General features: G+C 35.6%; 21 protein-coding genes. 12 read left to right on the plus strand and 9 right to left on the minus strand.

Annotated features, from left to right (window positions below; all coding sequences use genetic code 11):
- Positions 1–3 precede the first annotated feature (3 nt).
- The 3 genes from ABX784_RS02175 to ABX784_RS02185 all read left to right on the plus strand — a co-directional run bounded on the left by ABX784_RS02175 (position 4) and on the right by ABX784_RS02185 (position 4,267).
- Positions 4–2,313 carry a fatty acid cis/trans isomerase gene (locus tag ABX784_RS02175; RefSeq protein ID WP_372652033.1) on the plus strand — a complete coding sequence of 770 codons (2,310 nt, stop codon included), beginning with the start codon at positions 4–6 and terminating at the stop codon, positions 2,311–2,313.
- 84 nt (positions 2,314–2,397) lie between these two features.
- Positions 2,398–3,696: a dicarboxylate/amino acid:cation symporter gene (locus tag ABX784_RS02180; protein ID WP_372652035.1), complete on the plus strand. Its 1,299-nt coding sequence runs from the start codon at positions 2,398–2,400 to the stop codon at positions 3,694–3,696.
- A 142-nt stretch (positions 3,697–3,838) separates the two neighbouring features.
- Entirely contained in the window at positions 3,839–4,267 is a 429-nt protein-coding gene (locus ABX784_RS02185; RefSeq protein WP_372652037.1) for a hypothetical protein, read from the plus strand.
- Positions 4,268–4,315: 48 nt separating this feature from the next.
- Here ABX784_RS02185 and ABX784_RS02190 read toward each other — a convergent pair whose 3' ends face one another.
- Positions 4,316–4,711 carry a hypothetical protein gene (locus ABX784_RS02190; protein ID WP_372652039.1) on the minus strand — a complete coding sequence of 132 codons (396 nt, stop codon included), beginning with the start codon at positions 4,709–4,711 and terminating at the stop codon, positions 4,316–4,318.
- Between the two features lie 216 nt (positions 4,712–4,927).
- Here ABX784_RS02190 and ABX784_RS02195 point away from each other — a divergent pair, with 216 nt between their 5' ends.
- From ABX784_RS02195 to ABX784_RS02210, 4 genes are all read left to right on the plus strand, one after another.
- Positions 4,928–6,022, plus strand: coding sequence for a M23 family metallopeptidase (locus ABX784_RS02195; protein WP_372652041.1), 1,095 nt, complete (start codon positions 4,928–4,930; stop codon positions 6,020–6,022).
- Positions 6,023–6,043: 21 nt separating this feature from the next.
- On the plus strand, positions 6,044–8,599 hold the full coding sequence (secA, locus tag ABX784_RS02200) for a preprotein translocase subunit SecA (protein WP_372652043.1): 2,556 nt from the start codon (positions 6,044–6,046) through the stop codon (positions 8,597–8,599).
- A 111-nt stretch (positions 8,600–8,710) separates the two neighbouring features.
- On the plus strand, positions 8,711–10,204 hold the full coding sequence (locus ABX784_RS02205) for a hypothetical protein (RefSeq protein ID WP_372652045.1): 1,494 nt from the start codon (positions 8,711–8,713) through the stop codon (positions 10,202–10,204).
- Positions 10,183–11,586 carry a glycerol-3-phosphate dehydrogenase/oxidase gene (locus tag ABX784_RS02210; protein ID WP_372652047.1) on the plus strand — a complete coding sequence of 468 codons (1,404 nt, stop codon included), beginning with the start codon at positions 10,183–10,185 and terminating at the stop codon, positions 11,584–11,586. Before ABX784_RS02205 ends, ABX784_RS02210 begins: the two co-directional genes overlap by 22 nt.
- On the opposite strand, the gene ABX784_RS02215 is transcribed toward ABX784_RS02210, so the two are convergent.
- Both ABX784_RS02215 and ABX784_RS02220 read right to left on the minus strand, forming a co-directional pair.
- The gene (locus ABX784_RS02215; protein ID WP_372652049.1) at positions 11,583–12,647 is read right to left on the minus strand and encodes a hypothetical protein; all 1,065 of its coding nucleotides are present in this window, start codon (positions 12,645–12,647) and stop codon (positions 11,583–11,585) included. The genes ABX784_RS02210 and ABX784_RS02215 overlap by 4 nt on opposite strands.
- 7 nt (positions 12,648–12,654) lie before the next feature.
- Positions 12,655–14,229 carry a hypothetical protein gene (locus tag ABX784_RS02220; protein WP_372652051.1) on the minus strand — a complete coding sequence of 525 codons (1,575 nt, stop codon included), beginning with the start codon at positions 14,227–14,229 and terminating at the stop codon, positions 12,655–12,657.
- A gap of 171 nt (positions 14,230–14,400) precedes the next feature.
- Here ABX784_RS02220 and ABX784_RS02225 point away from each other — a divergent pair, with 171 nt between their 5' ends.
- A complete protein-coding gene (locus ABX784_RS02225) occupies positions 14,401–14,589 on the plus strand; it encodes a hypothetical protein (protein WP_372652053.1) in 189 nt (62 codons plus the stop codon).
- Positions 14,586–15,509: a thioredoxin-disulfide reductase gene (trxB, locus tag ABX784_RS02230; protein ID WP_372652055.1), complete on the plus strand. Its 924-nt coding sequence runs from the start codon at positions 14,586–14,588 to the stop codon at positions 15,507–15,509. The genes ABX784_RS02225 and trxB overlap by 4 nt, the downstream gene beginning before the upstream one ends.
- A gap of 33 nt (positions 15,510–15,542) precedes the next feature.
- Here trxB and ABX784_RS02235 read toward each other — a convergent pair whose 3' ends face one another.
- Positions 15,543–17,294 carry a hypothetical protein gene (locus tag ABX784_RS02235; protein ID WP_372652057.1) on the minus strand — a complete coding sequence of 584 codons (1,752 nt, stop codon included), beginning with the start codon at positions 17,292–17,294 and terminating at the stop codon, positions 15,543–15,545.
- Between the two features lie 163 nt (positions 17,295–17,457).
- A complete protein-coding gene (locus tag ABX784_RS02240) occupies positions 17,458–19,323 on the minus strand; it encodes a sigma 54-interacting transcriptional regulator (RefSeq protein WP_372652059.1) in 1,866 nt (621 codons plus the stop codon).
- Positions 19,324–19,412: 89 nt separating this feature from the next.
- On the opposite strand from ABX784_RS02240, the gene ABX784_RS02245 reads away from it, so the two are divergent.
- The 3 genes from ABX784_RS02245 (at position 19,413) to ABX784_RS02255 (ending at position 22,668) form a co-directional block, all read left to right on the plus strand.
- Positions 19,413–21,119, plus strand: a complete 1,707-nt coding sequence (locus ABX784_RS02245; RefSeq protein WP_372652062.1) for a hypothetical protein — start codon at positions 19,413–19,415, stop codon at positions 21,117–21,119.
- 53 nt (positions 21,120–21,172) lie between these two features.
- A complete protein-coding gene (locus ABX784_RS02250) occupies positions 21,173–21,685 on the plus strand; it encodes a hypothetical protein (RefSeq protein ID WP_372652064.1) in 513 nt (170 codons plus the stop codon).
- 149 nt (positions 21,686–21,834) lie between these two features.
- Complete coding sequence (locus ABX784_RS02255) at positions 21,835–22,668, plus strand: enoyl-CoA hydratase/isomerase family protein (RefSeq protein ID WP_372652066.1); 834 nt, start codon at positions 21,835–21,837, stop codon at positions 22,666–22,668.
- A 1-nt stretch (position 22,669) separates the two neighbouring features.
- Here ABX784_RS02255 and ABX784_RS02260 read toward each other — a convergent pair whose 3' ends face one another.
- From ABX784_RS02260 to ABX784_RS02275, 4 genes are read right to left on the minus strand one after another with little or no spacing between them, the layout of a single operon-like run.
- Positions 22,670–23,572: a mevalonate kinase gene (locus ABX784_RS02260; RefSeq protein WP_372652068.1), complete on the minus strand. Its 903-nt coding sequence runs from the start codon at positions 23,570–23,572 to the stop codon at positions 22,670–22,672.
- Positions 23,573–24,661, minus strand: a complete 1,089-nt coding sequence (gene mvaD, locus ABX784_RS02265) for a diphosphomevalonate decarboxylase (protein ID WP_372652070.1) — start codon at positions 24,659–24,661, stop codon at positions 23,573–23,575.
- A complete protein-coding gene (locus tag ABX784_RS02270) occupies positions 24,645–25,679 on the minus strand; it encodes a GYDIA family GHMP kinase (protein WP_372652072.1) in 1,035 nt (344 codons plus the stop codon). Before ABX784_RS02270 ends, mvaD begins: the two co-directional genes overlap by 17 nt.
- Positions 25,676–26,998, minus strand: coding sequence for a hydroxymethylglutaryl-CoA reductase, degradative (locus tag ABX784_RS02275; protein ID WP_372652075.1), 1,323 nt, complete (start codon positions 26,996–26,998; stop codon positions 25,676–25,678). The genes ABX784_RS02270 and ABX784_RS02275 overlap by 4 nt, the downstream gene beginning before the upstream one ends.
- Position 26,999 lies beyond the last annotated feature (1 nt).

A 26,999-nucleotide genomic window follows, 5' to 3' on the forward strand; every position in this document is an offset into this window, starting at 1 on the left:
AGCATGAAATTACTACTACAATTATTCACAATTTTATTTTTAACAATATCGTGCTCACTTTCGAATAAGGAACAATTCGTTATTACAAATAATGAAGTTATTCGAGCTGATTCTCTGGCATCCCTGCCTATTGGACCCATAAGCTATAAAGACAAGGTTAGGCCTATCTTAGATAATAGATGCGTGGTATGTCATGGTTGTTACGATGCTCCATGCCAACTAAAGCTTTCAAGTATTGATGGTATAAAAAGAGGTGCCAATCCTGAAAGAGTATATGACGGCTCAAGGATTCTATCGATGAAGCCTACAAGGCTTAACGTGGATGCAAAATCTGTATCGGAGTGGAGAAGTAAAGACTTTCACCCAGTTATTAGTGATACAAGTACAACACCTCAAGAAAACTTGGAGAACTCACTAATATATAAAATCATTCAATTAAAAGAAATGTTCCCACAACCTAGAGCAGGTCTTATTTCTAAAGAAATAGACACTTCACTAAATCGTCGCCAGTATTGCGCAAAGATTGAAAACTTCGAAGAGTATGTTGAAGAGCACAGTAACCTAGGGATGCCTTTTGCTCTACCAAACCTGACCCATAAAGAATTTACAATATTAAGTCATTGGATAGCCCAAGGCTCAAAAGGCAATGACGACAAAGATCAAAATGATAAAACAAAAAAGTTAATAGAAATATTTGAAAGTAAGTTTAATGAAAAGAGTAAAAAGTCTAAACTAATAGCTCGCTATATTTATGAACATTTATTTCTAGCGCATATAAACTTTAACACTGACCACTCTCGAACTTTTTATAGATTAGTACGAGCTAGAAATAAAAGTGGTGAGCCCAATGAAATCGATGCTCTTAGGCCTTACGATGATCCAAAAGGAGAATTCTACTACCGCTTCAAACTTTACAGACCCACGATTGTGGCCAAGTCACATAATCTTTACAAGCTTTCTCACCAAACATTTAAAAGGTATGAAGATCTTTTCTATAAGGTAGATTTTAAAGTAAATACTCTCCCTTCTTATGAACCTGAGGTGGCATCTAATCCATTTATTGCATTTAAAGACATCCCTATTAAGTCTAAATATAGCTTTCTACTAGATAACTCACGTTTTTTCATCGAAGGCTTTATTAAAGGTCCTGTATGTAGAGGACAGATTGCTCTTAACGTAATTGAAGATAGATTTTGGGTTTACTTTGCAGACCCAGATTCAAAGATTGATACAAATAGTGATGCATTCATAGATAAATATAAGAACCTACTAGAACTTCCTGCCTCAGAAGAAAGTGAGATTGAGTTTCTTTCTATCTGGTCTGACTTTTGGAAAAAACAAAAAACATTTTTAAGTGCTAGAAACCAACACTTTAAAAACGCAAAGAAATCAAATATAAGTGAAGCTCAAAAGATTATTTGGGACGGTGACGGCCATAATCCAAATGCTGCTCTTACAATATTTAGACATTTAGATAGTGCTTCAGTTAGAGAAGGTCTTCATGGGATTACTCCAGAAACAACGTGGGTGATTGACTACCCTATTCTAGAAAGAATTCACTACCTACTGGTTGCTGGCTTTAACGTCTATGGAAACGTTGCTCATCAACTTAAAACTCGTCTTTATATGGATTTTTTAAGGATGGAAGGTGAGAACTTATTCTTATCATTCTTACCAGTAGAAAACAGAAAGTTACTCCATAAGAAGTGGTACGGGGGTAACAGAAACCATGTAAAGCTCTTTATTAAAGATCCAAGCCAATGGCTTAATATTAATTACGTAACAGGCTTTAAAACTAAAGACCCTTTAGATGAATTACATACCTATTTTAGAAATCGTACAAAAAGAGCAGTTAAATCAACTAAGCAGTCCTTTGATACAAGACTTAAAAAGCTCGATAGATTCAAAGGGAAGTTCTTAAGCTATTTCCCAGAAATCACTCTTTTAAAAGTTGAGGACGAGCTCTACACCATAGTTCATAACAAAGAGTACAAGTTTGTGAGTTTCTTTCTAAATGATGCAAGTACGAGAGACTCTCTCGATCAGGAAAATGATACTCTAACTCTAATAAAAGGGGTTGAAGGCTCTTACCCTAACCTTTTCATTAACCTTTCAAAGGATAACATTCACCAATTTATGGAAGATATGGCCAACATAACTTCTCCATTAGAGTACACACAATTTATTGCAAAATATGGAGTGAGACGAACTAATTCAAACTTTTGGAAATATAGCGATTGGATTAATCAAGAGTATTTAAAAAATCAAAAATTTAGAGCAGGAGTTCTAGACCTAAACAGATATGCACCGTAATTAGACGAACCGAATTATCCATGGAACTAAGGGTCGTATTGAAGTATAATAGATACATTCAATAAATTCAGTTAAGGAAAGTTAGTGAAGAAAATAAAATTAAACCTAGCCGTCTGGGTTGCACTCTTTGGTGTCTTTGGCTATGTAAGTGCTTCGATGTTTGGAGACCCATCTTGGGTAACAACTGATCAAACTCCAGAATTCTATAAATTTATACTCCTAATAAAAGATATCTTTATTCAGTCATTAAAGATGATGGTTGCTCCCCTCATTTTCTTCTCTCTCCTCGGCGGATTAGCTGGAATAAAAGAGGCCTGGAAACTAAAACAACTCGGAGGAATCGCTGTTACTTATTATGTATCAACAACTCTAATCGCGATCCTCATTGGACTAACAGTCGTCTTCTTTATCCACCCGTGGAAAAATTCAACAGTAAGAGTAAATGTACAAAAGAGTGACTCTATAGGAAGTGATTTTAGCTATAAGAAACCAAACAAGATGATCGATGCCAAAGATAATTCAGTCATCACTGTTGTACATAAGATCCTTAAAACATCTTTAGTTAATCCTTTTGAGTCATTAGTGACTAACAATATTCTTGGTCTGGTTACAGCGGCCCTACTGATAGGTCTGGCCATGGTAACCTCACTTAGGACTGACAGTCAGCTCTTTCTCTTAATTGAGGATATCAACAAAATACTCACAACCATTCTAGGATGGTTCATACTATTGAGCCCAGTGGGGATTTTTGCTATTGTCTTTGATTTCAAATTAAAAGTAACAGGAGATCTCTTTTCTCAACTTTTCGCATTTGCTGCAGTTGTACTAGGAGCAACTTTAGTTCATGGAGTGATTGTTCTGCCTATAATCGCTAAGCTTTTTGGTGGTATTAATCCTATTACTCTTTTTAGAAAGATTGCTAACCCTTTACTTATCGCTCTAGGAACAAGTTCATCTTCAGCAACTCTACCAGTTACAATGAAAACATGTGAAGAAGAGCTTGGTGTTTCAAAAGCAGTAAGTGGATTTGTATTCCCACTTGGCGCTACAATGAATATGGATGGGACAGCTCTTTTTGAAGGGATAGCCGCAATCTTTCTAGCTCACCTTTATGGTATTGAGCTAACGACTTTTACTATCTTTGCTATATTCTTTATGAGTATGATTTCCAGTGTGGGAGCTCCAGGGATGCCAAGTGGCTCAATGTCTGGAATGCAGATGGTACTTCTAGCAGCAGGGATTCCTCTCGAAGCGATTGGTATTCTTCTTGTTATTGAAAAGCCACTAGATACCTTTAGAACAGCTGTAAACGTCGAGGGCGACATTATCGGAGCTCTAGTTGTCCAAAAGACAATGGAGAGAAGAAATATACAACTTACGTAACAGCTAAAAATCATATAAGAGAGCATCACTATACCTAGATGCTCTCAATCATTAGAAACTATCATCTCCATTGACGTAAAGAACTATCAATACTAAAACGAGAACAATTTAAATAAATTATACGTACAGGTCAGGAGAAATGATGAAATCGATAACACTTGGAATACTATTTTTTATTTCACTATCAGTGTCAGCATACGATATTGAACTAAAAGATTCAGACTGTAGTTTGTTTGGAAACATAAAAATTAAAGTATCTGGGCTTGAGTCCTTAGGTTCCGTCTCCAAAGACTATCTAAAGAATACTTCCACATCAAGAAGTAACTGTTCAAATCAACTATCTAACCTACGAGAAACCTTTAACAATGAAGCTGTTTATGCTGACGCTAAGGTAACAAAGAAAATAGTAAAGAGAACCTTTTCAGGAAGAGGAATTAAACTAATGAGAAGAGATAGATGTGAAGAGTCTTTAATAACTACTTTAACGTTAACAATTCCTTCATACTCGAATGAAACATTTAAAAACTCTGTAACTAAAGCCGTAAGATCTCACCCAGGAAGTTGCTTCTAACTATAGATCTTGATAAAGCAGGGAGGAGAACTCCTCCCACTGCTCAAATTAAATTGCGTAAGAGCAATCTACCTTAACACCTTCAATTACATCCATATAGTAAATTAAGCTTCTCTGCTTATCTTCTAAACGAGTATTTTCAACGCCGTCTCTGCTTCTAAGCAACTTAAAAGTAAACTTTAAGTAAGTATCCGCAGGAAAGTAGTCACCTAAACTATATGTTGCTGGGTAGTGCTTAACTACCGATAGAACTTCATCAGTTAAAAGAATCCAAAAGATCTCTTGGTCTTCTTTATCTAGTTTTGCCGTATCAACTGTAGCACTTAGAATATTCTCATGAACATATCCAGTAGCGAGAGCTGCATCGCGACAACGATCAAGAACATCTCGGGCCGAAACAGAGAAAGAAACTGTAAAAATCATTAAAATTAGTAAACTCTTCATATGGACTCCTTTTATCTGTCTCTTCATAGGTTAAATAGAACGAAAATAAAAGTAACAATGGCAATAATGACACAATTCAAACAAACAAAAAAAATAACACGCCGCAACCATATCTAATAAATTTAAATATATAATGAACAGTTATTTGCCATAAAGTTACTGGAGTCTTAGAATTGGTAATTAATTTATGAATTAGCCAACTACATGGAGCAGTACTTGGATAGATATTTCACAGTCATGGTTGTACCTGAGAGGGAAAAAGGCGTTAAGTCTTTTCGAATACCTAGGCTTGCTTTCCACGCAATCGTTTTTCTCTTTGTACTAGCAATATTTGTTTTAGGTATCCTTTCTTATGACTACTGGAAAATCCTTAGGCAAGTTCACCAAAATAAACACCTTACTCTAGAGAATAGACAGCTAAAAGAACAGATCCAACTCTTTCAAATGAAGATCAATACCCTGACTGAGGATATTGAAAGAATTGAAACTTTTGAAAAGAAGCTAAGAGTAATATCTGGCTTTGAAAAAATAGACCTTACGAGACCTGCAATTAAGCCTACTGAAAACTCTCAGGTACTAGAAGATCATAGTCATGAGCATGATGCAAAAACAGATAAGGTACAGTCATTCTTTGAGGGAAACGACACAATTAGAGATAAGTTGAAAGATGGTGACAATACCGAGAAGTTTATAGAGCTCAAAAACTTATATGAACAAAAGATTGCAACAAACTTTGGACTACAAACTGGATACGCTTTCACTAAAGAGTGGTCTAACCTTACTAAGCAAAGTTTTACACTTGCTGAAAATTTTGCAGATTTCGATTATAAATTTAATATATTAAAAGATTATGTAAAAGACCTAGAGGTGAATATTCACGATCTTGATCAGTACTTACTGGACCGAGAAAGTTTTATGCGCTCTACGCCTACACTATTGCCTACAAAAGGCTGGATTACATCTTACTATGGACCGAGAATATCTCCATATTCTAAGAGATTAAAAATGCATGAGGGAATAGACGTTGGGGCCCCTACTGGCACTCCAGTATTAGCATCTGCAGATGGAAGAATTACATTTTCAGGAAAAAAAGCAGGCTTTGGTTACTTTGTACAAGTGGACCATGGTTATGGATTAGAGTCAGTCTATGCTCATAATTCACAAGTGATAGCAAAGAAAGGCCAATTGATAAAAAGAGGCCAAATGATAGCGAAGGTTGGGAACACAGGCCATTCAACAGGTCCCCACCTTCACTATGAAATACGAGTGAACGGTACTCCCGTTGACCCATTTTATTATATCTTAGATTAATTTTAGAGGAGAAATATACTAATGTTTAACCCAATAAAAACAATATTTGGGACTAAGAATTCAAGGGATTTAAAAAACCTGAAACCTTATGTTCAAAAGATTAATGAACTTGAAGAGAAAATGAAGTCTATGAGTGATGAAGAGCTCAAGGCCCAAACTCCAAAGCTCAAAGAAATGATCAAAAATGGAGCAACTAGAGAGCAATTAATCCCTGAGGTTTTTGCAACTGTTAGGGAAGCCTCTGTTAGAGTTCTAAACATGAGACACTATGATGTCCAGATGATGGGTGGTGTAGTTCTTACAAAGAATACAATTGCTGAGATGAAAACAGGTGAAGGTAAGACACTATGTTCAACTCTCCCACTCTACCTTATTGCTCTTGAAGGAAAAGGCGCTCACATTATTACAGTGAACGACTACCTTGCTTCTAGAGATGCTGAGGAAATGGGCGTACTATTTAATTGGTTAGGTCTAACTGTAGGTTGTATCATTTCAGATATGGACGACGAAGACAGAAAAGCTGCTTACCAGTCTGATATTACCTACGGTACAAATAACGAATTTGCCTTCGATTACCTTAGAGATAATATGAAGTTTGACCTTGAGGACTACGTCCAAAGAGGACACCACTATTGTATCGTGGATGAAGTCGATTCAATCTTAATTGATGAAGCGAGAACTCCACTACTTATTTCAGGACCAAGTGAAGGACGAACAGATCTTTACCATGTTGCAAATGAGGTTATACCTAAATTAAAAGTAGAAACTCACTTCACAATAGAAGAAAAATCAAAGACGGCCATTTTTACAGAAGACGGTGTCCTTGAAGTTCAGAAGCTATTAAAAATTGAAAATCTCTACGATGTTGAGCACTCTGAAATGCTTCACCATTTAAACCAGGCACTAAAAGCACATAACCTCTTTAAGGTAGACGTCGACTACGTAGTAAAAGAGGGACAGATTATTATCGTAGATGAGTTTACTGGTAGATTGAAAGAAGGATCTAGATGGTCTGATGGTTTACATCAATCAGTAGAAGCAAAAGAAGGTGTAGAAATTAAGTCTGAAAACCAGACTCTAGCTTCAATTACCTTCCAAAACTATTTTAGACTATACAGCACTCTAGCAGGTATGACTGGTACAGCAGATACAGAGGCAGAGGAATTTTCTAAAATTTATAATCTTGATGTTGTTGTTATTCCAACAAATGTTCCAATCGCAAGAATTGATGAAGCTGATGTAATCTACAAATCAAAAGCCGCTAAGACTAAAGCTATTATTCAACTAATAAAAGATTTAAATGCCAAAGGACAACCAATTCTTGTTGGTACAATTTCAATCGATAGTTCAATAGAGCTAGGTGAAGCACTTACTAAAGCAAATATTCCTCACAATGTCTTAAATGCAAAACAGCACGGTAAGGAAGCTGAAATTATCAAGAATGCAGGTATGCCAGGAGCAATAACAATTGCAACAAATATGGCAGGACGTGGAACGGATATTAAGCTAACACCTGAAACAAAAGCAGCTGGTGGACTTTATATTCTTTGTACAGAAAGACATGAGTCTAGAAGAATTGATAATCAGCTTAGAGGTAGATCTGGTCGTCAAGGTGATCCAGGTCGTTCTAAGTTCTTCCTATCTCTAGAAGATGATTTAATGAGAATATTTGGCTCTGATAAAATCAGAGGTTTCATGAATACTCTTGGAATGGAGGAAGATGAGCCTATAGAGCATAAGATGATATCTAATGCTATCGCTAAAGCTCAAAAGAAGGTTGAGACACATAACTTTGAAATTAGAAAGCACCTTCTTGAATACGATAATGTTATGAATGAGCAAAGAAGAGTTATCTATAGAATTAGAAAAGACATTCTATCAGATAATGACAATGTCGGCTTCATCAACGATATGATTGAGGATGTAGCGGACATCTTAGTAGAGACATATAGACCTGAGAGAAAAGTACAGATTGATGTTTGGCCTTGGGAAGATATGGCCAAGGGATTCAAGAACACATTTAACTCTGACTATGAAGTAAATGTAGATGAGTGCTACAAGAAGCACGATGGATCAATTGAGAAATACTTTGAATCAATTGCTAAAGAGCTTCTTGCAAAGAACTTCAGTCAATACGATGAAGATCAAGTAAGACTTGCAACGCGTGAGATTCTACTAACAATCTTTGATCAACACTGGAAAGACCACCTACTCTCAATGGATAATGTTAAAGAAGGGATTAACCTTAGAGCATACGCTCAAAAGAACCCTCTAACAGAATACAAGAGGGAATCGTTCAACCTTTTTGAAAATATGAGGATGGAAGTAAAAAAAGCTGTTGTAGAAAATATTTTTAGAGTTAAACTCTATACTCCTGAAGAAATTGAGGAGATCAAAAAGCGTCAACAAGCAATGCTTGAAGAGCAACTAGAAGCTGCTAAAAGAGCACAAGCGAAGGCCGAAGAGCAAGAACAAGCACAGAGTGCTCCAATTGCTAGAAGAAACCAGAAAGTTGGCCGCAATGATCCTTGTCCTTGTGGATCAGGAAAGAAATTCAAACACTGTCACGGTGCTTAACACTTAAATGCCCGGCCCTACTTCCTCGTAGGGCCGACTTTTCCTTACTCACGAAACCAAATAATCTGATATAATAAATATAATTAAATTTAGTAATTTAGGTATATTTACATGAGCGATGAAGACGAAATTGGTGAAAAATCAGATATGACAAGAATTGAGGATCTCTCAGAGTTCCTCCATCAAGATGACCCAGATGTAGACGCAGCACTGAGCTCTGAAGATGAGCCTCCATCAACAAGTGACTTACCAGGACTAGACGATCTTGATGACGATGAAGATACCCTATTTTCTATCGACGACAATGAAGACGAAGAAGAAAATGATTCAAATGAAGATCTCTTCAGCAATCAAGAAGATGTAGGTACAGAAACAGACTTCAATTTTTCAAATGATGAGGATCAATTAGAAGAAGATGATGAACTTAGCTTTGAATCTCAGGAAGAAGATAATACCGAGGGCCCAGAAGAAGACCTTCCAGACTTTGGGACTAATGAAGGTGATGACTTTGATACAGGCCTAGATTTCAATAATAGCGATGATGAAGAGACCGAAACTGAAACAGAGTTCAGCCTGTCAGAAGATGGAGATGAAGATGAATCTAACGACTTTGACTCAATGGATGACTTTGACTCAGAAATAGATTTTTCAGATGAGCAAGAAGATCAAGGTGACGACAATGATGTTCACGAAGAGGAGGAAAATCTTTTCGATGAGCCTGAGGAATTGTTTGAAGCCCCGCAAGAGGAAGACCTACCACCAGAACCTGTCGAAATAGAGCAGACACCACAAACACCAAAGTATATAGATAAGTCTGAAAAATTTGAAGACGTTAAATCTTTTGCAAAAAATATCACATATGGAAAGATCTCTTCAGGGGGAAATCCTCCCTTTAGTATCATTCTTCGAAATATAAAATTTGAAGAAGATGTAGAAGATATCATGATCATTTTGAATGAACATGACCTCGTCACACCTGAAACAGAGTCCGCGATGAAACAATCTCTTGAAGGTGGAAGCTTACTGATCTCTCAAATATCAGAGTATGCAGCAATATACCTAACTCATAAGTTCAGACGGTTTAACCTTGATATTCAAATGGGTCTATCAGATGAACTACATCCATCTAAGTCGTATGAGTCAGACAGTGTTGGCCTAGTATCAAAAGCAAGAATTAATCAAAATAGAAATGAAACAACTAGAATTGATAAATCTAAAGTAGATCTTGAGGCCATTATTATTTCAACAACCCCTACTCTTGAAAACTATAAAATTATTGAGTATCTAGGGATTGTTTCTGACTTTGTCATAGTAGATGAAGAAGAGCTTACCAATGACCAAGAGCTATCTGAGTATCATGAGAGGATGGCCAAGGGGCATGTAGATGATGAACAAAAAGAATCTGAACAAGAAATTGATCTTGATTTAAAAGTTACACAATCGGCCATATATAATGACCTAAGTGAAAAGTTAAAACCTATCTGCATAAAGAAAAATGCAAATGCCATTGTTGGAATAAACTATCAGATAACACCGCTTTCAGACGGTAGTAAATATAAAATTAGTTGCTCAGGAAGTGCAGTGTGGATAATAGACAACAATTAATACATAGTACCTCACCCCTATTAGAGCTGCCTAAGAAGCATTTTAATACAGTTATAATTGGTGGTGGTATAGTTGGAGCAGGAATTCTTAGAGACTTATCTCTCCACGGTGTAGACTCTCTATTGATAGAAAAAAAAGACTTCTCAAGTCAAACATCTAATAAAAGTTCTAAAATGCTTCACGGTGGAATTCGCTACCTAGAAAACTTTGACTTTGCACTAGTTCATGAAGCCCTTGCAGAGAAAAACTTATGGTTAAAACTTGCACCACACCTTTGTAAGGAAGAAATGTTTTACCTTCCCGTTTATAAAGACTCTCTTAGACCTTTATGGATGATAAGGATGGGAATATTCTTATACGATTTCTTGTCAAATTTTGAAAATGCATCACGCGGCTTTGCAGATCACGAAACAACGCTAAAAGAAATTATACATATTAAGAAAGAGAAACTTAGCGGTGCTGGTATCTACTCAGATGCGATAGTTGATGACGGTAAACTTGGATTAGAAGTAATCATGGATGCATTAGAGAACCCTAATGCGAGAGCTTTAAACTATACAAATGCATCAAACATAGAAAAGGATTCTAAGGGATTATATCACCTACGAATTACAGATGAACTGACAAGCGATAATAAAGACATCACTTGCGACAACTTAGTAATAGCCACAGGTCCTTTTACTGATAAGTTTATTAAAAAGAATATTACTCAAATTGAATGGACAGATAAGCTTCTTCCATCAAAAGGAAGTCATATCTGGATTAAAAGATCAGACTTCCCACTAGAACATCCTGTCCTTCTAACACCAAACGACGGTAGAGTAATCTTTGTCATTCCACATCACGATAGAGTTCTAATTGGAACGACTGAAGAAAAGGCCGAGGGAGACTACTTTGACTTAACACCTTCACAAAAAGAAATTGATTACTTACTAGATAATTTAAAAGAGTTCTTTCCTACAAGTGAAATAAACGAAAGTCATATAACCGATAAGTTCTCAGGTATTAGACCTCTTGTAAAAGAAGATGGTGCCAACAATAGAGGTAAGACAGCGAGAGAACATAAGGTCTACTCTCCACTGTCAAATATGTATGTGATTGTCGGTGGTAAGTACACAACCTTTAGAACTATGGCCCAAGATATTACTAGAGAAATTATAAAGAAACAAAAGATCTGTTACAATCCAAACAAAACAAAGATTCCCTTAAGAGTAAAGTGTCAGTATAATTTTTTCTACAAACCAAAACTAACCAAAGAAATTATAGCTAAGATAATCAAAAATGAACTACCAAGAACTTACGAGGATTTAGAGTTTAGAAGAGCACATAGTGAAGAATTCTCCCAAGTTTTAGAAGAATACTTCACGAAACATACAATTTAAAATCTATATGAAAGACCTACTCTAAACCTTATTCCAGTGAGGGATAAGGTTAAGTTCTCATCACTATCATCAAATTCAAAAGTTGAACCTGAGCTAAAGTAATCAAGAGTTACACGTGCACCAAATCCATTTCTAAGATAGTATTTCCCTCCAGCACCAACAAGTAAGAAGTTACTTGAACCACTTAAAGGATCTGAAGAAGTTGTTGTAGTCGACGCGACTTCAGTTTCCATTGTTGCAGTACCGACACCACCGGCAACAGTGACAAAACCAATTGGGCGATTATTAGAAAGAGGTGGGTTATAAAAGTGCCAATTGGCCCCTACACCATACTCAGTCCAATCACTTGTTGTAGTGATTTCAACTCCCGATTGTGAGTTACGTTTACTAATCAGTCCAAATATAGAAATATTTTCTAAGAATGATCCTTTAGTAGAAAAGTATTTCTCAAAACCAACAGAGAAATCAATATTACCTACAGAAGAGTCACCCGAACTCTCTCCTTGTTCATATGAACCTGAAAGAGAATTTAATGAAAGAACACTAAATACTTCTAATGTTTTATTAGATGAAGAACTACCTACTATTACAGGAGACTGTTCATCATTCATCATACCATCAAGCTCACTTCTCTCTTCAACAGTAACCTCTGGAAGTGGTTCTGACATTTTTCCACCACGAGACATAACAGGAATTGTTCCACTCATATCATCCGCTCTAATGGCCCTAGATGGATCTTCAGTTAACTTTACAGCTGAAGAAATCTTAATATTTACAACTCTATCTGTACTTATTTTATCAGCATCAATAATTCTATAAATAGACCATATAGATCTACCGGGAGATGCTTTAATAACTACGGCTCGAGCAATAACTCCAGTCGTTAAGAAGAACTTTGCATGATCACCAACAACTAATCCATCTTCGAGTCCTCTATTGGCCAAGAGAGTCTTCTTAGATCCAGAAAGTCCAAGTATTCGAATCGTTAACTTCTCATCAATTTCTAAAGAGAATGATTCGAGAGAAAGAAGACATAGTAAAATTGTTAATATTCTTTTCATTTAAACCTCAAAAATAAACACTTAGTCCAACAGTAAGCTTTATGTCATTTAATAAAATAGTAGTATTAATATCGTCTACGTTTGTAGATACAGAACTTAAACTCATTCTCTCACCAGAGAGTCTTAGGTTAAAACCTGCACCAACTGGGATGTCATCATCAAATGAATCTCCAGTCTTAAATCTATATTTAGTTCCAATAGACCATGTAGGTAGTCCTACTACTTGAAACTCATATGAATCCGATAATTCAATAGAAGTCACATCAGCATTACCACGTCTAGCACCAATCCCTACAGACCATGCCCATTGATTTAAAATCGCTGGATTGTTGTAAAAGTAATATAAAAACTGTCCACCAAAAGAACCCATAGAGAATCTTCCGTTGATCCCACCAAGGTCAATATTTTCAATGGATCTTTGTGCATAGACTTCGATAGCATATTTCAATAAAGTAGGTGACGTTCTCATCAGGTGATATTCATACCCTACAGCTACTGAGTAACCGTTATTTCTATGATTATCATCTTCATCTGTAGAATGATTATTAACTGAAGAGCTAATTCTGAACGTTATCTCATTACCTGTTTTTTCAGTTAACGTTTTATATTGCCTAATCTCTTCTTCTTCAATTCCACTTTTTAACATATAGTTTCTAAGTGCTTCATCATCAAAATCAGCAGACCAAAGATCTCCATCACGACGGACCTTATTACTGCTTTCTAAACCTAGAATTCTTTTTCGCTTAATTTCTTCACGTGATTGTTCATATACATTTAGAATATCATTACGATCTTTTAAGAATGAGTTATCGTTATCTTTTTTCTGGTCACGGTAAAAACCTTTAAGCCCATACTTCAGCTTATTAACCTTTGAAATGAATCCGTCTATTTGAGCGCGGTAAATGTTACTTTTAATTTTTCCGACTTCGTCTTTATGTAAGCTTTTTTCTTTAAAATTTTCGTCTATGTACTGACTCTCAAAGCTTCGCATAAAGTCATCAATCTTAGTCATTCCATTTCTTTTTGCCCAAAGGTCAAACTCTTGTATTTCAATATCATGACCGTGGGTCATGTTTGTTCCTAATAGCTCTTTTGACTTAACATATTCATCACCTTCAACAATAAGTGATGGAGGAACACCAACTTCATTTTCAAAATCGATATCTTCATTCTTAGTAGTATCTGTGAAGATTCTTTTCCTACTAAGTGTTTTAAAAGGCCTAACTCCCAAAAGTGAGTCATGCTTTGTTTTATAAATGAGTTTTTGCTTAGACTTAATACGTGCAGGGTTAACTAATGTTTTGAAGAACCAATAGGAATGATTATCCAAAGAGCGAATCAATTCCCCCTCAGCAACTTTCTCTAATTTTGGATAGTCTAAGTCGCCGGAGTTAACCATAAAAATGGCGTGCATCCCTTCTTTGACACCATGTAACCTACCAACAGAAAGAATAGCACTTTGCCCTGACGAACTAGCAAGAATGACTTCGACAGAGTCCATAGACTGGGCATAACAATTAGTAAGCAGAAAGCTTATAAAAATGAGCTTTTCAATAAAAGACTTAAGCGTCATTTGAACCATCTTCAATTCCATTTAAAGATTAAAATACTGTAATATTTTAACACGCTACGACCTTTTTTCTCAAATTTTGGCAAAATTGGCCGAATTCGCTTGAGACACATCGCGCAAAACTTGAAATGTAGGTGTATTTGCCTTATAACAGATTGGAAATACAAAATAAGGAAGGACTACGTGGCCAGAAAAAAGAAGAAAGAGATCTTTCGTTACGATTGCACACTAACAGGTGAAACGTACAAGACAACTAAGAAAGCGAAAAATCCAGAAGAGCTAATCTCTGTAGCTGCTTACTACGAATTAAATCCAGAAAACGATGACAGACCAGAGCATATTATAAAAGACATTGAGGAATCAAAAGAATGAATACTAGAAAAGTTGTAATTATTGGATCGGGCCCTGCTGGATACACTGCTGCACTTTATGCTTCTAGAGCAAATTTAAACCCTCTAGTTATTGAAGGGCATGAGCCAGGTGGTCAATTAACAACAACAACTGACGTTGATAACTTTCCAGGTTTCCCTGAGGGAATCATGGGTCCAGAGTTAATGGCAAACATGAAAAAGCAAACACTGAGATTTGGTACTGAGTACCTACAAACTCATGTGACTGCTGTTGATTTAAGTAAGAGACCATTTAAAATCACTTGTGAAAACGGTGATGAAATGATGGCAGAGTCAGTTATTATTTCAACTGGAGCAAGTGCAAAGTACTTAGGGCTTCCAAATGAAAAAGAACTTATTGGTAAGGGTGTTAGTGCATGTGCAACATGTGATGGTTTCTTCTACAGAGATCAAATTGTACACATTGTTGGTGGTGGAGACACGGCCATGGAAGAAGCAACATTTCTAACTAAGTTTGCAAAGAAAGTTTATGTTGTTCATAGAAGAGACTCACTAAGGGCCTCAAAGCCTATGCAAGAACGTGCTTTTAATAATGAAAAGATTGAATTTGTATGGAATAGCGCTGTATCAGAAATTATTGCTGATGCTACAGGTGTTACATCTATCAAAGTAACAAATACTGAAACAGGTGAAGTTACTGAGCGTCCAACAAATGGATTATTTATGGGAATTGGTCATACGCCAAACACAGGTTTCCTAAATGGACAGATTGATACTGACGAACATGGATTTATCATAACTAAAGGTGAACACCCAGATACAAATGTACCAGGTGTATTTGCTTGTGGTGATGTTCAAGATAGCTACTACAGACAAGCAATTAGTGCTGCTGGAAGTGGTTGCCAAGCCGCGATTAGAGCTGAAAGATTTTTAGAAGAATAGAATATAAAAGAGCTGGTTTAACCAGCTCTTTTTTTATTTAACGGCCCTTTGACCAAACCTCTTATTTATCCTTAATACATTATATCTATTACTAATTACCTGAAAAATTGAGACTTCAGGCTTCTCTACTATTTGATTATCATCATAAATATACTCTTCACCTTCTGCTAGGCCACTATCTTGAGCAAGTTCGTCACCTAGACCATTATCTCCATTAGAATCACCTTCTAATTCAAGACCAAGGGATCCTAGAGAGCTATTTATTTTTGACAGTGCAGCAAACTTACTCATTGATGACGATAGTTTGTCTTTATCACCTTTAAGCTCTTTAGGGACATCACTCTTTTCAATAATTGAAGATATTCTATCCACATCTGGAAGCGCCATACTATCTCCAAAAGAAGATGATAAGTTTGCACTTTCACTGCCGTAATTCTTCTTTAGAAAGGCCTTCATTTGTTTGTTCTCATCAAACATCTCTGCCTGTGAATCACTTAATCTACCTTTATCTTTTAGTTGATCTAAGATTCTTTGTTTAAATGCACCAGCTCTTTTTAGGTCATTATCAATAGCTAAGCTAACTCCACTATCAGATAAGTTAAGGTTACCAGAAAGTCTTGCATCGGCCCTTTCCAGAGCACCAGTGAGACCAGACTTTCCAACTGCACTTGACACTGTTGGGCTCCCAAATGAAACACTAAAAGTAGGACATGTCTTACCTGAGTCGTTACAACATTCTGTAGAAGGAGCTGCTTCACACATCTCCACTTGCTCAGTAGTTAAATTCTTATTAGAGAAGTTATTTGCTTGAGTAGAGCTACTAACGTTTATTGGCGCCCCTGAGCTACCATTGATCGCTAGCTGCGTAGACAGAGTCGTACTATCAATATGTTTTTTATTAAAGAAGTCCATATACTTATTTAAAATATTTTCAAGCTTCTCAGCTTCACTTTCATATTTAGATCTAGCGCTAGAAGCAGCATTTTTCATTTTCGTTCCTAACACAAGAGAAATCGTTGCACTTCCTGCAACCCAACCAGCACACTTAACCTTATCCATCTGTACATTAGGTGGGATAGCATAAATAACAGCTTCAATGGCAGCAATACCAAGTGCTAATGAATACATTGTTACTTCTTGCTTGTATCCATCTTCTCTAATCTTAGCTGATTGAGCACCTGCGAGAAGAACCTGTCGGTAGGCCTGCATTAACTTTATTTGCATCTCATACGAAGTCCCTTTAGTTCGTTCGTTCTCTTTAATTAATGCGTCTAGATTTTGTTTTGATATCTTTAATGTTTGCTTAACCTGCTTTTCCATATTTCTATCATTCATAAATGACATAACACCAGTGGCGATTGAAATCATTCCAGAAATACACATATTACTAAATACATCTTTAGCACTCTTTGCCGCGCTATATGCTTCATATAACTTATAAGCAGCAATACCTGCACTAACCACAGACTTTGCTGTACCTATCTTTTGAATGGCCTTTTCTTTCTTTGATAATTCAACATCAGATGAATCTACATTTGATTTTGGGTCGGTATCAAAACTCTGAACCATTTTATTACATTCATCTTTTCCTGCACCATCTGCTTTAGAGTCACACATTTTTTGCTTTTCATTAACTCTACTATCGTCTTCAGCACTTAAACATTGTTCGATATTTTCATTCCAAATTAATCCATCAGAGCACTCTTCAGCGAGAGCTGAAGGAGAAACACTAAATATAAGTAGTGCTAGCAGGGATGAATAAATGAACACTTTATTAACTTTCATAAATTACTCACATTCAAAGTGGTATTACCCTTCTATTTTCTCGCAAAAGAGAGAAATTAAAGAGTAATAATTGATTCTTTTCTTGTTTTTATGTCTTTTCGGTAAGTTAAAGAATATTCGTAGCTTTTTGAACATTTTTTTAGCGTCAACAACTGTGGGCACTCTAAGAGGCTATTTTTCTTAATACTAGTCCTTCGTCAATATCAGCGTAAGACCTATCATACTCTTCTCTAGTGATCCCTTGGGCAGCACAGTAAGCAGTGATAACTCCCTCTTTAACTGAGTCCAAGTCTAATTCATGAGTAGCATCTCTAAGGATATTATCAATAATTCCACTCTGTCTTGGATACTCTCCAATAATAGGAAACTCCTTTTGTGGTAGATCATCTAAAAATCTTAGATATGGATAATAATTAATAAGCCTCTCTGTTGTTACCTTCAGCTCTTCAATATTACCAGGCCAGCTATATTTTTCAAAAGTATGCATAACAAAGTCGGACACTCTTTTAGAAGGAAGACCATACTGCGAACATAGAAGGTCTAAAAAGTGATTAACTAAACATGGAATATCTTCTCTTCTATCTTTAAGATCTGGTACATGAAAATAGTTTTCAGATAGAAAGTTATATAGTCCATAATCAAACTTCTCCTCCTCACAAAGCTTCATAAGAGGATTTGTTGACGTCGTAATCAGTCTAATATCTTCCCTTTTCTTTAAAATGCTAAATAATAAACTCTGACAACTAGCACTTAACTCAGAGGGTTCATGAACAATAAGTGATCCTCCTGAGTAGAGCTCAATTTTACCAACGTGATCAAGATCACCAGTTAACTGAACTTCAAGATCATTCTCATCAATAATTGATTCACAGAAAAGGGCCCCTACTGGCATTTTACTTCGAGAGCTACAGTGATGTATGTTTTTTCCAATATGAATCTTACCCACACCATGATTCCCTTCAATCAAAACATTCTCAACATGTGAGCCTTGCCCATGGATAAACTCATTAATATTGTCCATTCCCTTGCTACGACCAATAATTACTGAATTATCAATATATCCAATATTATCCTCCAAGTGAGATACAAATTCAGTCTTATCAAGGTCCCCAAAACAAAGAGTAAAGATATTACTAAAAAGCTCTATAACAGAGAGATCTCTCTCGCTATAGTTCTTAGACTGATCAAAGTTTATAAATTCAAAAAATCCACATGCCTTCCCCTGAGAATCTAGAACTGGAAAATAAAGAGCACTAGAATAATCATCACCACTTTTATTAAGAGGCATTGATGGGAAGTTATCTAAATTTAAATCCCCATTTGACCTTATTATTCGAAACGACTTCTGGGCCAGGATATCATTAGCGAGGTTTTGATTTTCTAGAGAAGAGTATTTATAAAACTCTTCCTTATCAATATCATAGCTGTATAAATGGTCTCTCTTCTTATTTAATAAAAATATTCTTCCAACTTCAGAGTTTGAGAACCTGCAACTTTCTTTAAAGATAATTTTAAGAAAATCACTTATCCCCTTAAATTGTTTCATATCTAAAAACAACGACAGAGAAAGCGATAATTTTTGTCCATCAGTAAAAGTATTTATACGACTTTCATTAATTAATAAATTAATGAGATGCTTCTTTAGTCTTCGTGTACTAAAACTAGAGATGAAAGAAGAAATAAACTCTTTCCCATTATCTTGATCTTCAGTGAAGAACTCAATTCCATAGAGGTAACTTTCTACTTCACCAAAAACATTATACTTTGGAATAAATCTTGCGACCTTGGAAGAGACATTGAATTGATGACCTTTAAACGTAAACTCTAATTCGAGAATACCTTCTTTCTCAAAAGTCATACTTGACTCAAATGCGACACCAGACAAGCTGACATTAGTTAATTTCCATGAATTGCTATCGTAGTGAACTAAGTTCCCGTTATATTTAATAATATCCATACTAATTTTATCCCCTTCTGTGACGGGAATACGAAAAGATCGATAAGACTTTAGTTTTACAATATTATTCATACGTTATACTTCCTAATATAGACCTACTATTTATCGGAAAATTCTTCTTTTTACTTAAACTATTAAGGAAAGAAAACCGATAAATGAGTATGGCAAATGGTATCAATAACTTTAAATTCTATAGATCCTTCAGAGTCCGATCTGAGATGAACGATAAAATCTTCTTGAAGATTTCACTGATAGGTGAGAATAATATTGGAAGAACACTCAGTACAGACACTAGACTAGTCGACTTTAATCTATTTAGCCTCTCTTTTAAATCTAGTGTTCAAATACCAATTGGGTCTAGAATAAAAATAGAAATCTTTACAAAGAAAATATTTAACAAATGGGACCTTGAAGTAGAAGGAAACGTGATACGAAGCTTTCAAGAGAACTCTGAAAAGAAAACATTTAATTATGGTGTTGAGCTTATTGACCAAACTGAAGAGTCTGAACTTAAATACTTTATTACAGATTATATTTCAGGATTCTCGGGTAAAAAACTGAAAGACTTTCTGATCAAGTCTTCCCTATCCGTGAGAGAAATAAATGTAGATGATGGGGTTGAACTCTTTGGATTATTAACAGTTCTCTACAGAGAATTTAGTAATTCAAATATAAATGAAATATTAGATCAATGTGCACATATTCTTCACTGTGAGGAAGTTAGAGTTTGGAAAATTAATCTTGAAAAAGATAAACTAGAAAACATTTATCATGACTCCAACTGTACTCATATAAAAGACAACTCCTTTAATAAGGGAGAGCTTGGAAAATGTTTCACGACCGCAAGATGTATTAATACATTTCTAAAAGAGCCAAAAGAAAGAGATGAGGATAAATTCACTCTAGAGAACACTCTCTGTCTTCCTCTTTTAAATAAAGAACGTAAATGTATTGGAGTACTTCAATTTAACAATAAAAAAGGCGGTCAATTCTCTATTGCTGATGAGAATATGGGACACTTTCTTTCGCTAGTAGTAGCAAAGAAGTTCTTTAATTATATTGTTAAGAGCAAATCTACATCTATAGCACACTTAAACCCTGAGCTAAAAGACGCTTTTATTTACTTTGGTTCAACTCAAAAGTCTTCAGCGATTAGATCTACTTTAAAAAAATTAAAATATGGAAAAACAAATGTAAATATAGTTGGAGAGAAAGGACTTGGAAAAGAATTCTTTGCTAAGTACCTTTCAAATAACTCTGAGAAAGACATATTTAACTGCGAAGACCCTGCTCAGCTTCAAAAAATACTTAACGATACTCCTCAGTTCTCAAGTAGTCAGACATTAATTTTAAAAAATATAGACAAGCTTAACTACGAAGATCAGAAGTCTCTATATAATTGGATACAGTTTCAAGATTGTAAATTTATCACCACAAGCTGTAGAGACTTAATATATGAAGTCCAAATTGGTAAGTTTAATAAACTTCTCTTTAAAAAATTAACCCAATCTAGGTTTCATCTCACTCCTCTTAGAAATAGAAGAGAGGATATTCTAACAATAGCAAAGTACTTTATAAAAATAGAGTGTGGAAAAAGAAATCTACCTCTAAGAGAACTTAGTCCCGAGAGTATGCAATTTGTAATGACTCATCACTGGTCGGGTAATATTACAGAGTTAGAAAAGTTAATTAAGAAGAGCTTTATGGTCTCAAATAATAATACAGAGACCATTGAACTCGAGATTAAAGAGATACGTGGATTTAAAAGTATAGAAGACAAGTTAATCTTCTCATCTGACAATAGTATTCACCCAAATAAAATAATGGAGATGATTAACAACTCTATAAAAACTGGGAAGGCATCCTGAAGCTCTTATTAGTATTCTCCATACTAATCTTATCCGGACAACTTCACGCTTCGATGACACTTACAAGTATTGAAGGAAGTTCTTTTAAATACTCTCCAAGGACAAATAAATATACAAAGATCAACATAGAAACTCCCCTATATGAAAATGAAGTCATTACAACTAGTAAAGTAGGCCTTACCGTAATGGACTTTAATGATGAAGTGATAGGAACAGTTGTTCTTGCACCAAACACACAAGTCATATTAAGAAAAACAACTAGTGACGGGATAAGACTATTAAGTTTAGTGAGAGGGCACGTTAGACTATATAGAGCTGAAAAATATAATAAAAAGAAAGTTGGTGTATTAATCAATATAAGAGACAACCCTACTGCTTACTATGGTACTCATTTTGAAATTCAGTACTCTCAATCTACTAAGCTCGTGACAAGTTTTAATAGTAACTTTAAGAAGTATCATCTAAACAAGAAATCATTTACTTTGAAGAATATTGCACCCAAAAAGACCGACCCTGTAGATCAGGAGTTATCTGAAGATCTTAAGTTCTTACTAGAAGACACCTAAAAGAAAATAAACCAAGTAGTAGAAATCACTTAATATGGCCATTTATATGGTCCTATATTACATTTTTTTTTGACAGAGTTCCCCGATGTTTGAAAAAATTTATATATAGAATCAAGGATAGATTCTAGGAGATACCAAGGAAGGTAAAAATGTCATTATTTAGCTACAACACCCTAAGTGTGGAACTGAGCAAAGAAACGCGAAGTATAAGTATAAAGCTCAATAGACCAGAAGTTCAAAATGCCATCAACACTGAGATGATTTTTGAACTGGAAACACTCTTCACTTGGATCTCAACTCACCTTGAAATTAAATCTATCTATCTTTCAGGAACTGGAGACTACTTCTGTAAAGGATTAGATGATAAAGAATTCTCTACTTGGACAGAAGAAAAAAGACAAAAGAATTTTGAAAAACTACAAAAGCTTATCTATAGCATGTTCTTTTTGCCACAAACTATCATTGCTGATTTAAAGAAAGGTTGTGCTGGTCTTGGTCTTGAACTAGCGATGGGTGCCGATATTAGAGTTTCTCATAAAGAGACAGAAGTTGAATTCAATCACCTATCTAAAGGTATTGTCCCAAGTTGTGGTGGTATTAGCTTTACTAGTGCTGTCACTAACAACTCTACTGCGAGACAATGGCTTCTACTTTCAAAGAAGCTAAATGCTACAGACTTAGTTACTCATCATATTACAGTTGAATCATACGATGACTTTTCTCCAATTCAAAATTTCTTAAAAACGATAAACTCACAACCAGATGTTGCGAGAATACAAGCTAAGAGAAGTCTATTAGAGCCAATTCTAAAGAATCTAGATCAAGGACTTGAGTGGGAAAAGAAATTTAGTATTGCTGGAATGTGCACTAATGACTGGAAAGAAATTGCAATTCATGGTGAAGATGCTGAAACAGTTAGTGCTAAAGAGCTCTCTTCTAGACTCAAGCGAGAGAGAGCAGAACAAATGAGTAGCGGACAATAATTTAAAATCTATAGAGGGGGCGAATTTCATGAGACTTAAGCTCTTGCATCGCCTCTTTTAAGTTCATTGTCATCCCAAGCAGAAAACCTCCGCCACCGGCACCACATAACTTCAAATAAAAATTCTCATGTTCTAGTCCAGTTCTCCATAACTCACTATATAAGTTTGGTATCATTGGCCCAAAGTGTCTAAATTGGAAATCAGAAAGTTCTCTAAAAAATTCAAAGAGACTCTCACTATCATTGCTTAAGAAAGATTCAATACAACTATTCGTAATAGGAGCAAGTACATTATCGCAAAGGTTCTCAAAGGACTCTGTCTTACACTTCTCTAGAAATAAGTTTACTAAAGGCTCGGTTCTTCTTGGTCTACCAGTATTTAATAAGAATATAGCACCTTCGCCTGTGTTTTTAGGTATCTCAACTTTTTGATATTCACGAGATTCGGTAGTGAGTATAGGACTATTTAAATAACTTATAAGAGGGTCGAAGCCACTGCTTGAGCCATGAAAGTGTGACTCAAACTGAGCAAATACATTTTTTAAATAACCTAAATTCGCGCACTCTTGCTCACTACAAGTCGAGTAATTAGCAAAGATAGAAGCAACAAGTGCACCAGAGCTACCAACTCCATAGCCTTGAGGGATAGATGAATCAAAGAAGATTCCCTGTCCAATATCAAATTCAAAGCTTGATAAATCCATAGGGCAAAGTAACTCTCCTCTGGATTCAAGGTTTTTTAGGTATTGGCAAAATGCACGTAACTCACCATCAACTCTATCTTTCTTTTCTCTAGGAAATGTTAACTTCCCTTCAAATAGTTGGTAAGGAACGGCCAAGGCCATTGAATTTCTAATAATAGAATACTCTCCAAATAGGAGCACTTTAGAATAGAATGAGTCCATCTACAGAAACCTTTCTGGACCAGAACCTACTTTATCATGAATAATAAGACCACCTTGAGCCAGTGGAACTAATTCATCTGTCATAAACTCATTAATTTCATTCGAAATATTTTCAGGATAGAGCAAGTGAACATTTGGACCTGCATCTAATGTAAAACAAATTGGTAAACTTGTTCTACGGCGAAACTCTCTAACTTTTTCAATAACTGCTAAGGTATTAGGTCTCATCAAAGTATAGCTAGGTGATGAGTTCATCATTAGACCATGAAGCTCAAGAGCTTCCGTTTCAACAATATCACAGAAGGCTTCAACATCCCCTGTCTTCATAGCATCAACTAATAACGCTAGTTGATCATTAGCATGCTTAAATCTAACATCTCTAAAAGGATGAGACTCCATTAGAGCATGCCCGGCCCTAGAACTTACGGCCTTCTCACCACCGTCAACAATCACAATTGAGTCTTGGTATGTTTTAAAAATATCTGCAATCCCATTAACGACTGAGGCACTCTCATCAGTTGATTGAATGTCTTCAAGTTCAGACTTACCCCAGCTTACGATACCCGGATAAATTGAGCGTGATGCACTACCAGAAGCTAACCTTGCAACATAAGTTGCCTTTTCAAGTAATTCTTCTTCACTTTGATTTAAGTCAAAAGCTTGATCTTCAATGGAACATAGACCAAGAGCAAGAGCAGACATACTTGAAGCACTGGAAGCAATTCCAGCTGAGTGTGGAAATGAGTTAGTTGATTCAATCTCAAGTCCTAAGTATTTTAAGAAAGGAAAAAGTTCAAAATTATTTTCCAAGAACTTTCTTATTTTACTTTCAAAAACTTCATTTTTTTTATTTTCAAAATAAAAATCTAAAACAACTTCATCTTTAGAAGCGTTTTTAATGGACCATGAAAAATCCATAGTAGTTTTAGACTCATTTAGAGTAAAACTAATCGAGGGATTGCAAGGCAACTGCTTACCATGCTTTCCCCAATATTTAATCAGAGCAATGTTTGAAGGCGACGTCCAAGAAACCCTTCCCGTATCTTCTATTAATTCTTTCTTCGTATACTTTTTAATGTAGGAATTCATTCTTTTGGTCTTGCTTGCTAGTATTTAATATTATTTCATCATATGGAATAAAAACCTCAAGGCCTTTATCCAGAAAATATTTACGTGTCTCTTCTTTAGGTCTGTCACTTGTTACAAGAACAAAATCTCCCCCCCATGCTCCTAGAGACTTAACTTCGCCCCAGTAATTTGAGAAGAGTTCATCTTTAACAGGCTTAAGATCGAGAGTTTTAGAGATAATATTCTCATGGGCACCAATAAGGAATTCAAACTCTTTCAAGCTTTTGGCCTTAGAAATCTCATTCGTAATATCTGAAATACTAAGAATTATTCCCGGATCAATTGGTCTTAAACTATTATAATACTCAATCGCCTTTCTTGAATCCTGCTTTTGACCTCTATAAACAAAGTAGAGATTTTCACTGTATTTTGGCTCAAATATTGTTGGGGACCACTTAGGTCCATTTGTATTTCGAGAGTAGAATATTGGTCCTTCAGACTGAGCGCATGCTACGTCATAACCAGATCCACCATAAGTCTCAAATTGAAGTTCAAATGGACTTACATATGCCCACTGGGCCATATTGTGAACAAGAGTTGAACTAGAACCAAGTCCCCACTCGAGTGGAAAACCTAAATGTGTTTCAACATGTACATCTATATCATCTCTCAAGAAATGAGGATTTTGCTTTCTTGCTTGTCTTAATATCTTTTGAAGAACTAGCTCTTTTGGAGTTGGGTTAACACTTGTAATTTCAAATCTCCAAAATTCGAAAACTGTTTCAAACCAAAGATTACCGGCAACATCAAAGCTCTTCCAGTAAAGCTTGGGCGAAAATGATGGAGAATATTTTACATTTAACGACTGTCCTACTGTTGTAGGTAGCGCTAGAGATTGAGCACCATCTAGGACAAAGTACTCCCCCGTTAAGAGAAGCTTTCCATGACCATAGAAGGTATGATCATTTGTTTTATCATTTATATTTCTATTAGATTTTATTTCCCTGATTAATTCAGGTTCTTTGTTTTCTAAAATCACTGATAGTTCCTTAGACCTGCGATAAAGTCTCTAACACTATTAAAAGAGATTACTTGTGTTTCAAACTGAATTCTTGCTTTTTCTCTTTCTTCGTCATTAGCCTCAAGGTGATTTAAAATATTCATAAGGTGCATTTTCATATGACCCTTTTGGATACCTGTAGTCACAAGTGATCTGACTGCTCCAAAGTTTTGAGCAAGACCAATAGCTGCAGTAATCATCATTAGCTCTTTAGCATTTGGGCCACCGAGCATATCTAATGATATCTTTGACATTGGGTGAAGAGAAGTAAGACCACCAACAGTACCAAGGGCAAGTGGTATCTCTATTTCAAATTTAAAACGATTATTTTCTACAATACAATTACTTAGACTTGAGTACTGACCGTTTCTAGCAGCATAGGCATGTCCACAAGCTTCAATAGCTCTAAAGTCATTACCTGTTGCCAGCACAACAGCATCGATACCATTAAAGATACCTTTATTGTGAGTGACTGCTCTATTAACATCTTTTTGAGCTATTCTTACTGCTCTAGAAAACTTATGTGCAAATTCCTTGGCCGTCATTCCAAGACCACGATCTTCAAGATCTTCGATATCGCACTCAACCCATGCCTTTACAAGACAATTTGGAGTGTAATTAGAAAGAATACACATTACGATCTGGACATCTCTATGCGCTTCATCAAATCCTTTGTTAAGAAGAATTTGTTCTTCCCATTTCTTACCTAGAGCTTCCAATACACTATTTATAAAGTTAGCACCCATCGCATCACAAGTTTCAAACTCTCCATGCAATTGATAATAACCTTCTTCTAGGTCTGTACAGTCTTTAAGATTCAGAGAAAGAAGCCCACCGCCTCTTTTATTCATATTTACTACAAGAGGCGAAACACTTTCAATTAACTCTTCTTTAGACTTTTCAAAGAAATCGAAAAGTTGTTCTGTGTCTCCATTCCAAATGAAATGAACTTGACCTACTTTAGTCGTAGATACAACTTCAGCTTTAAAGCCTCCACGCTCAAGCCAAAACTTTGCAGCTTTAGCACTAGCAGCAACAACTGAAGACTCTTCTATTACCATTGGTACACAATGGATCTTATCATTTAATTTAAAGTTTGGAACTACACCATATGGTGCATAGAAGTTTGTGATTGTATTTTCAGAAAAGTCATCAAAAACTTTTTGTTCAACTTCACTGTCGTGCCAAAAGCTTTTAATCTTATCTTTTGAAAATCGGCTGCCATTTAAGAAATGATCAACTAGGTAGTTAATTTTTTCTAACTTTGTAAGCTTTGAAAATCCGCTGATTATATTCAAG

This window comes from Halobacteriovorax sp. (genome assembly GCF_041587335.1).
GTDB lineage: Bacteria > Bdellovibrionota > Bacteriovoracia > Bacteriovoracales > Bacteriovoracaceae > Halobacteriovorax.

Coding starts and splice junctions, on each gene's coding strand:
- ABX784_RS02235 (WP_372652057.1), bottom strand. CDS start 17,294: ATGAAAGTTAATAAAGTGTTCATTTATTCATCCCTGCTAGCACTACTT.
- trxB (WP_372652055.1), top strand. CDS start 14,586: ATGAATACTAGAAAAGTTGTAATTATTGGATCGGGCCCTGCTGGATAC.
- ABX784_RS02205 (WP_372652045.1), top strand. CDS start 8,711: ATGAGCGATGAAGACGAAATTGGTGAAAAATCAGATATGACAAGAATT.
- ABX784_RS02240 (WP_372652059.1), bottom strand. CDS start 19,323: ATGAATAATATTGTAAAACTAAAGTCTTATCGATCTTTTCGTATTCCC.
- ABX784_RS02255 (WP_372652066.1), top strand. CDS start 21,835: ATGTCATTATTTAGCTACAACACCCTAAGTGTGGAACTGAGCAAAGAA.
- ABX784_RS02245 (WP_372652062.1), top strand. CDS start 19,413: ATGGCAAATGGTATCAATAACTTTAAATTCTATAGATCCTTCAGAGTC.
- ABX784_RS02215 (WP_372652049.1), bottom strand. CDS start 12,647: ATGAAAAGAATATTAACAATTTTACTATGTCTTCTTTCTCTCGAATCA.
- ABX784_RS02250 (WP_372652064.1), top strand. CDS start 21,173: ATGACACTTACAAGTATTGAAGGAAGTTCTTTTAAATACTCTCCAAGG.
- secA (WP_372652043.1), top strand. CDS start 6,044: ATGTTTAACCCAATAAAAACAATATTTGGGACTAAGAATTCAAGGGAT.
- ABX784_RS02260 (WP_372652068.1), bottom strand. CDS start 23,572: ATGGACTCATTCTATTCTAAAGTGCTCCTATTTGGAGAGTATTCTATT.
- ABX784_RS02175 (WP_372652033.1), top strand. CDS start 4: ATGAAATTACTACTACAATTATTCACAATTTTATTTTTAACAATATCG.
- ABX784_RS02185 (WP_372652037.1), top strand. CDS start 3,839: ATGAAATCGATAACACTTGGAATACTATTTTTTATTTCACTATCAGTG.
- mvaD (WP_372652070.1), bottom strand. CDS start 24,661: ATGAATTCCTACATTAAAAAGTATACGAAGAAAGAATTAATAGAAGAT.
- ABX784_RS02190 (WP_372652039.1), bottom strand. CDS start 4,711: ATGAAGAGTTTACTAATTTTAATGATTTTTACAGTTTCTTTCTCTGTT.
- ABX784_RS02220 (WP_372652051.1), bottom strand. CDS start 14,229: ATGGTTCAAATGACGCTTAAGTCTTTTATTGAAAAGCTCATTTTTATA.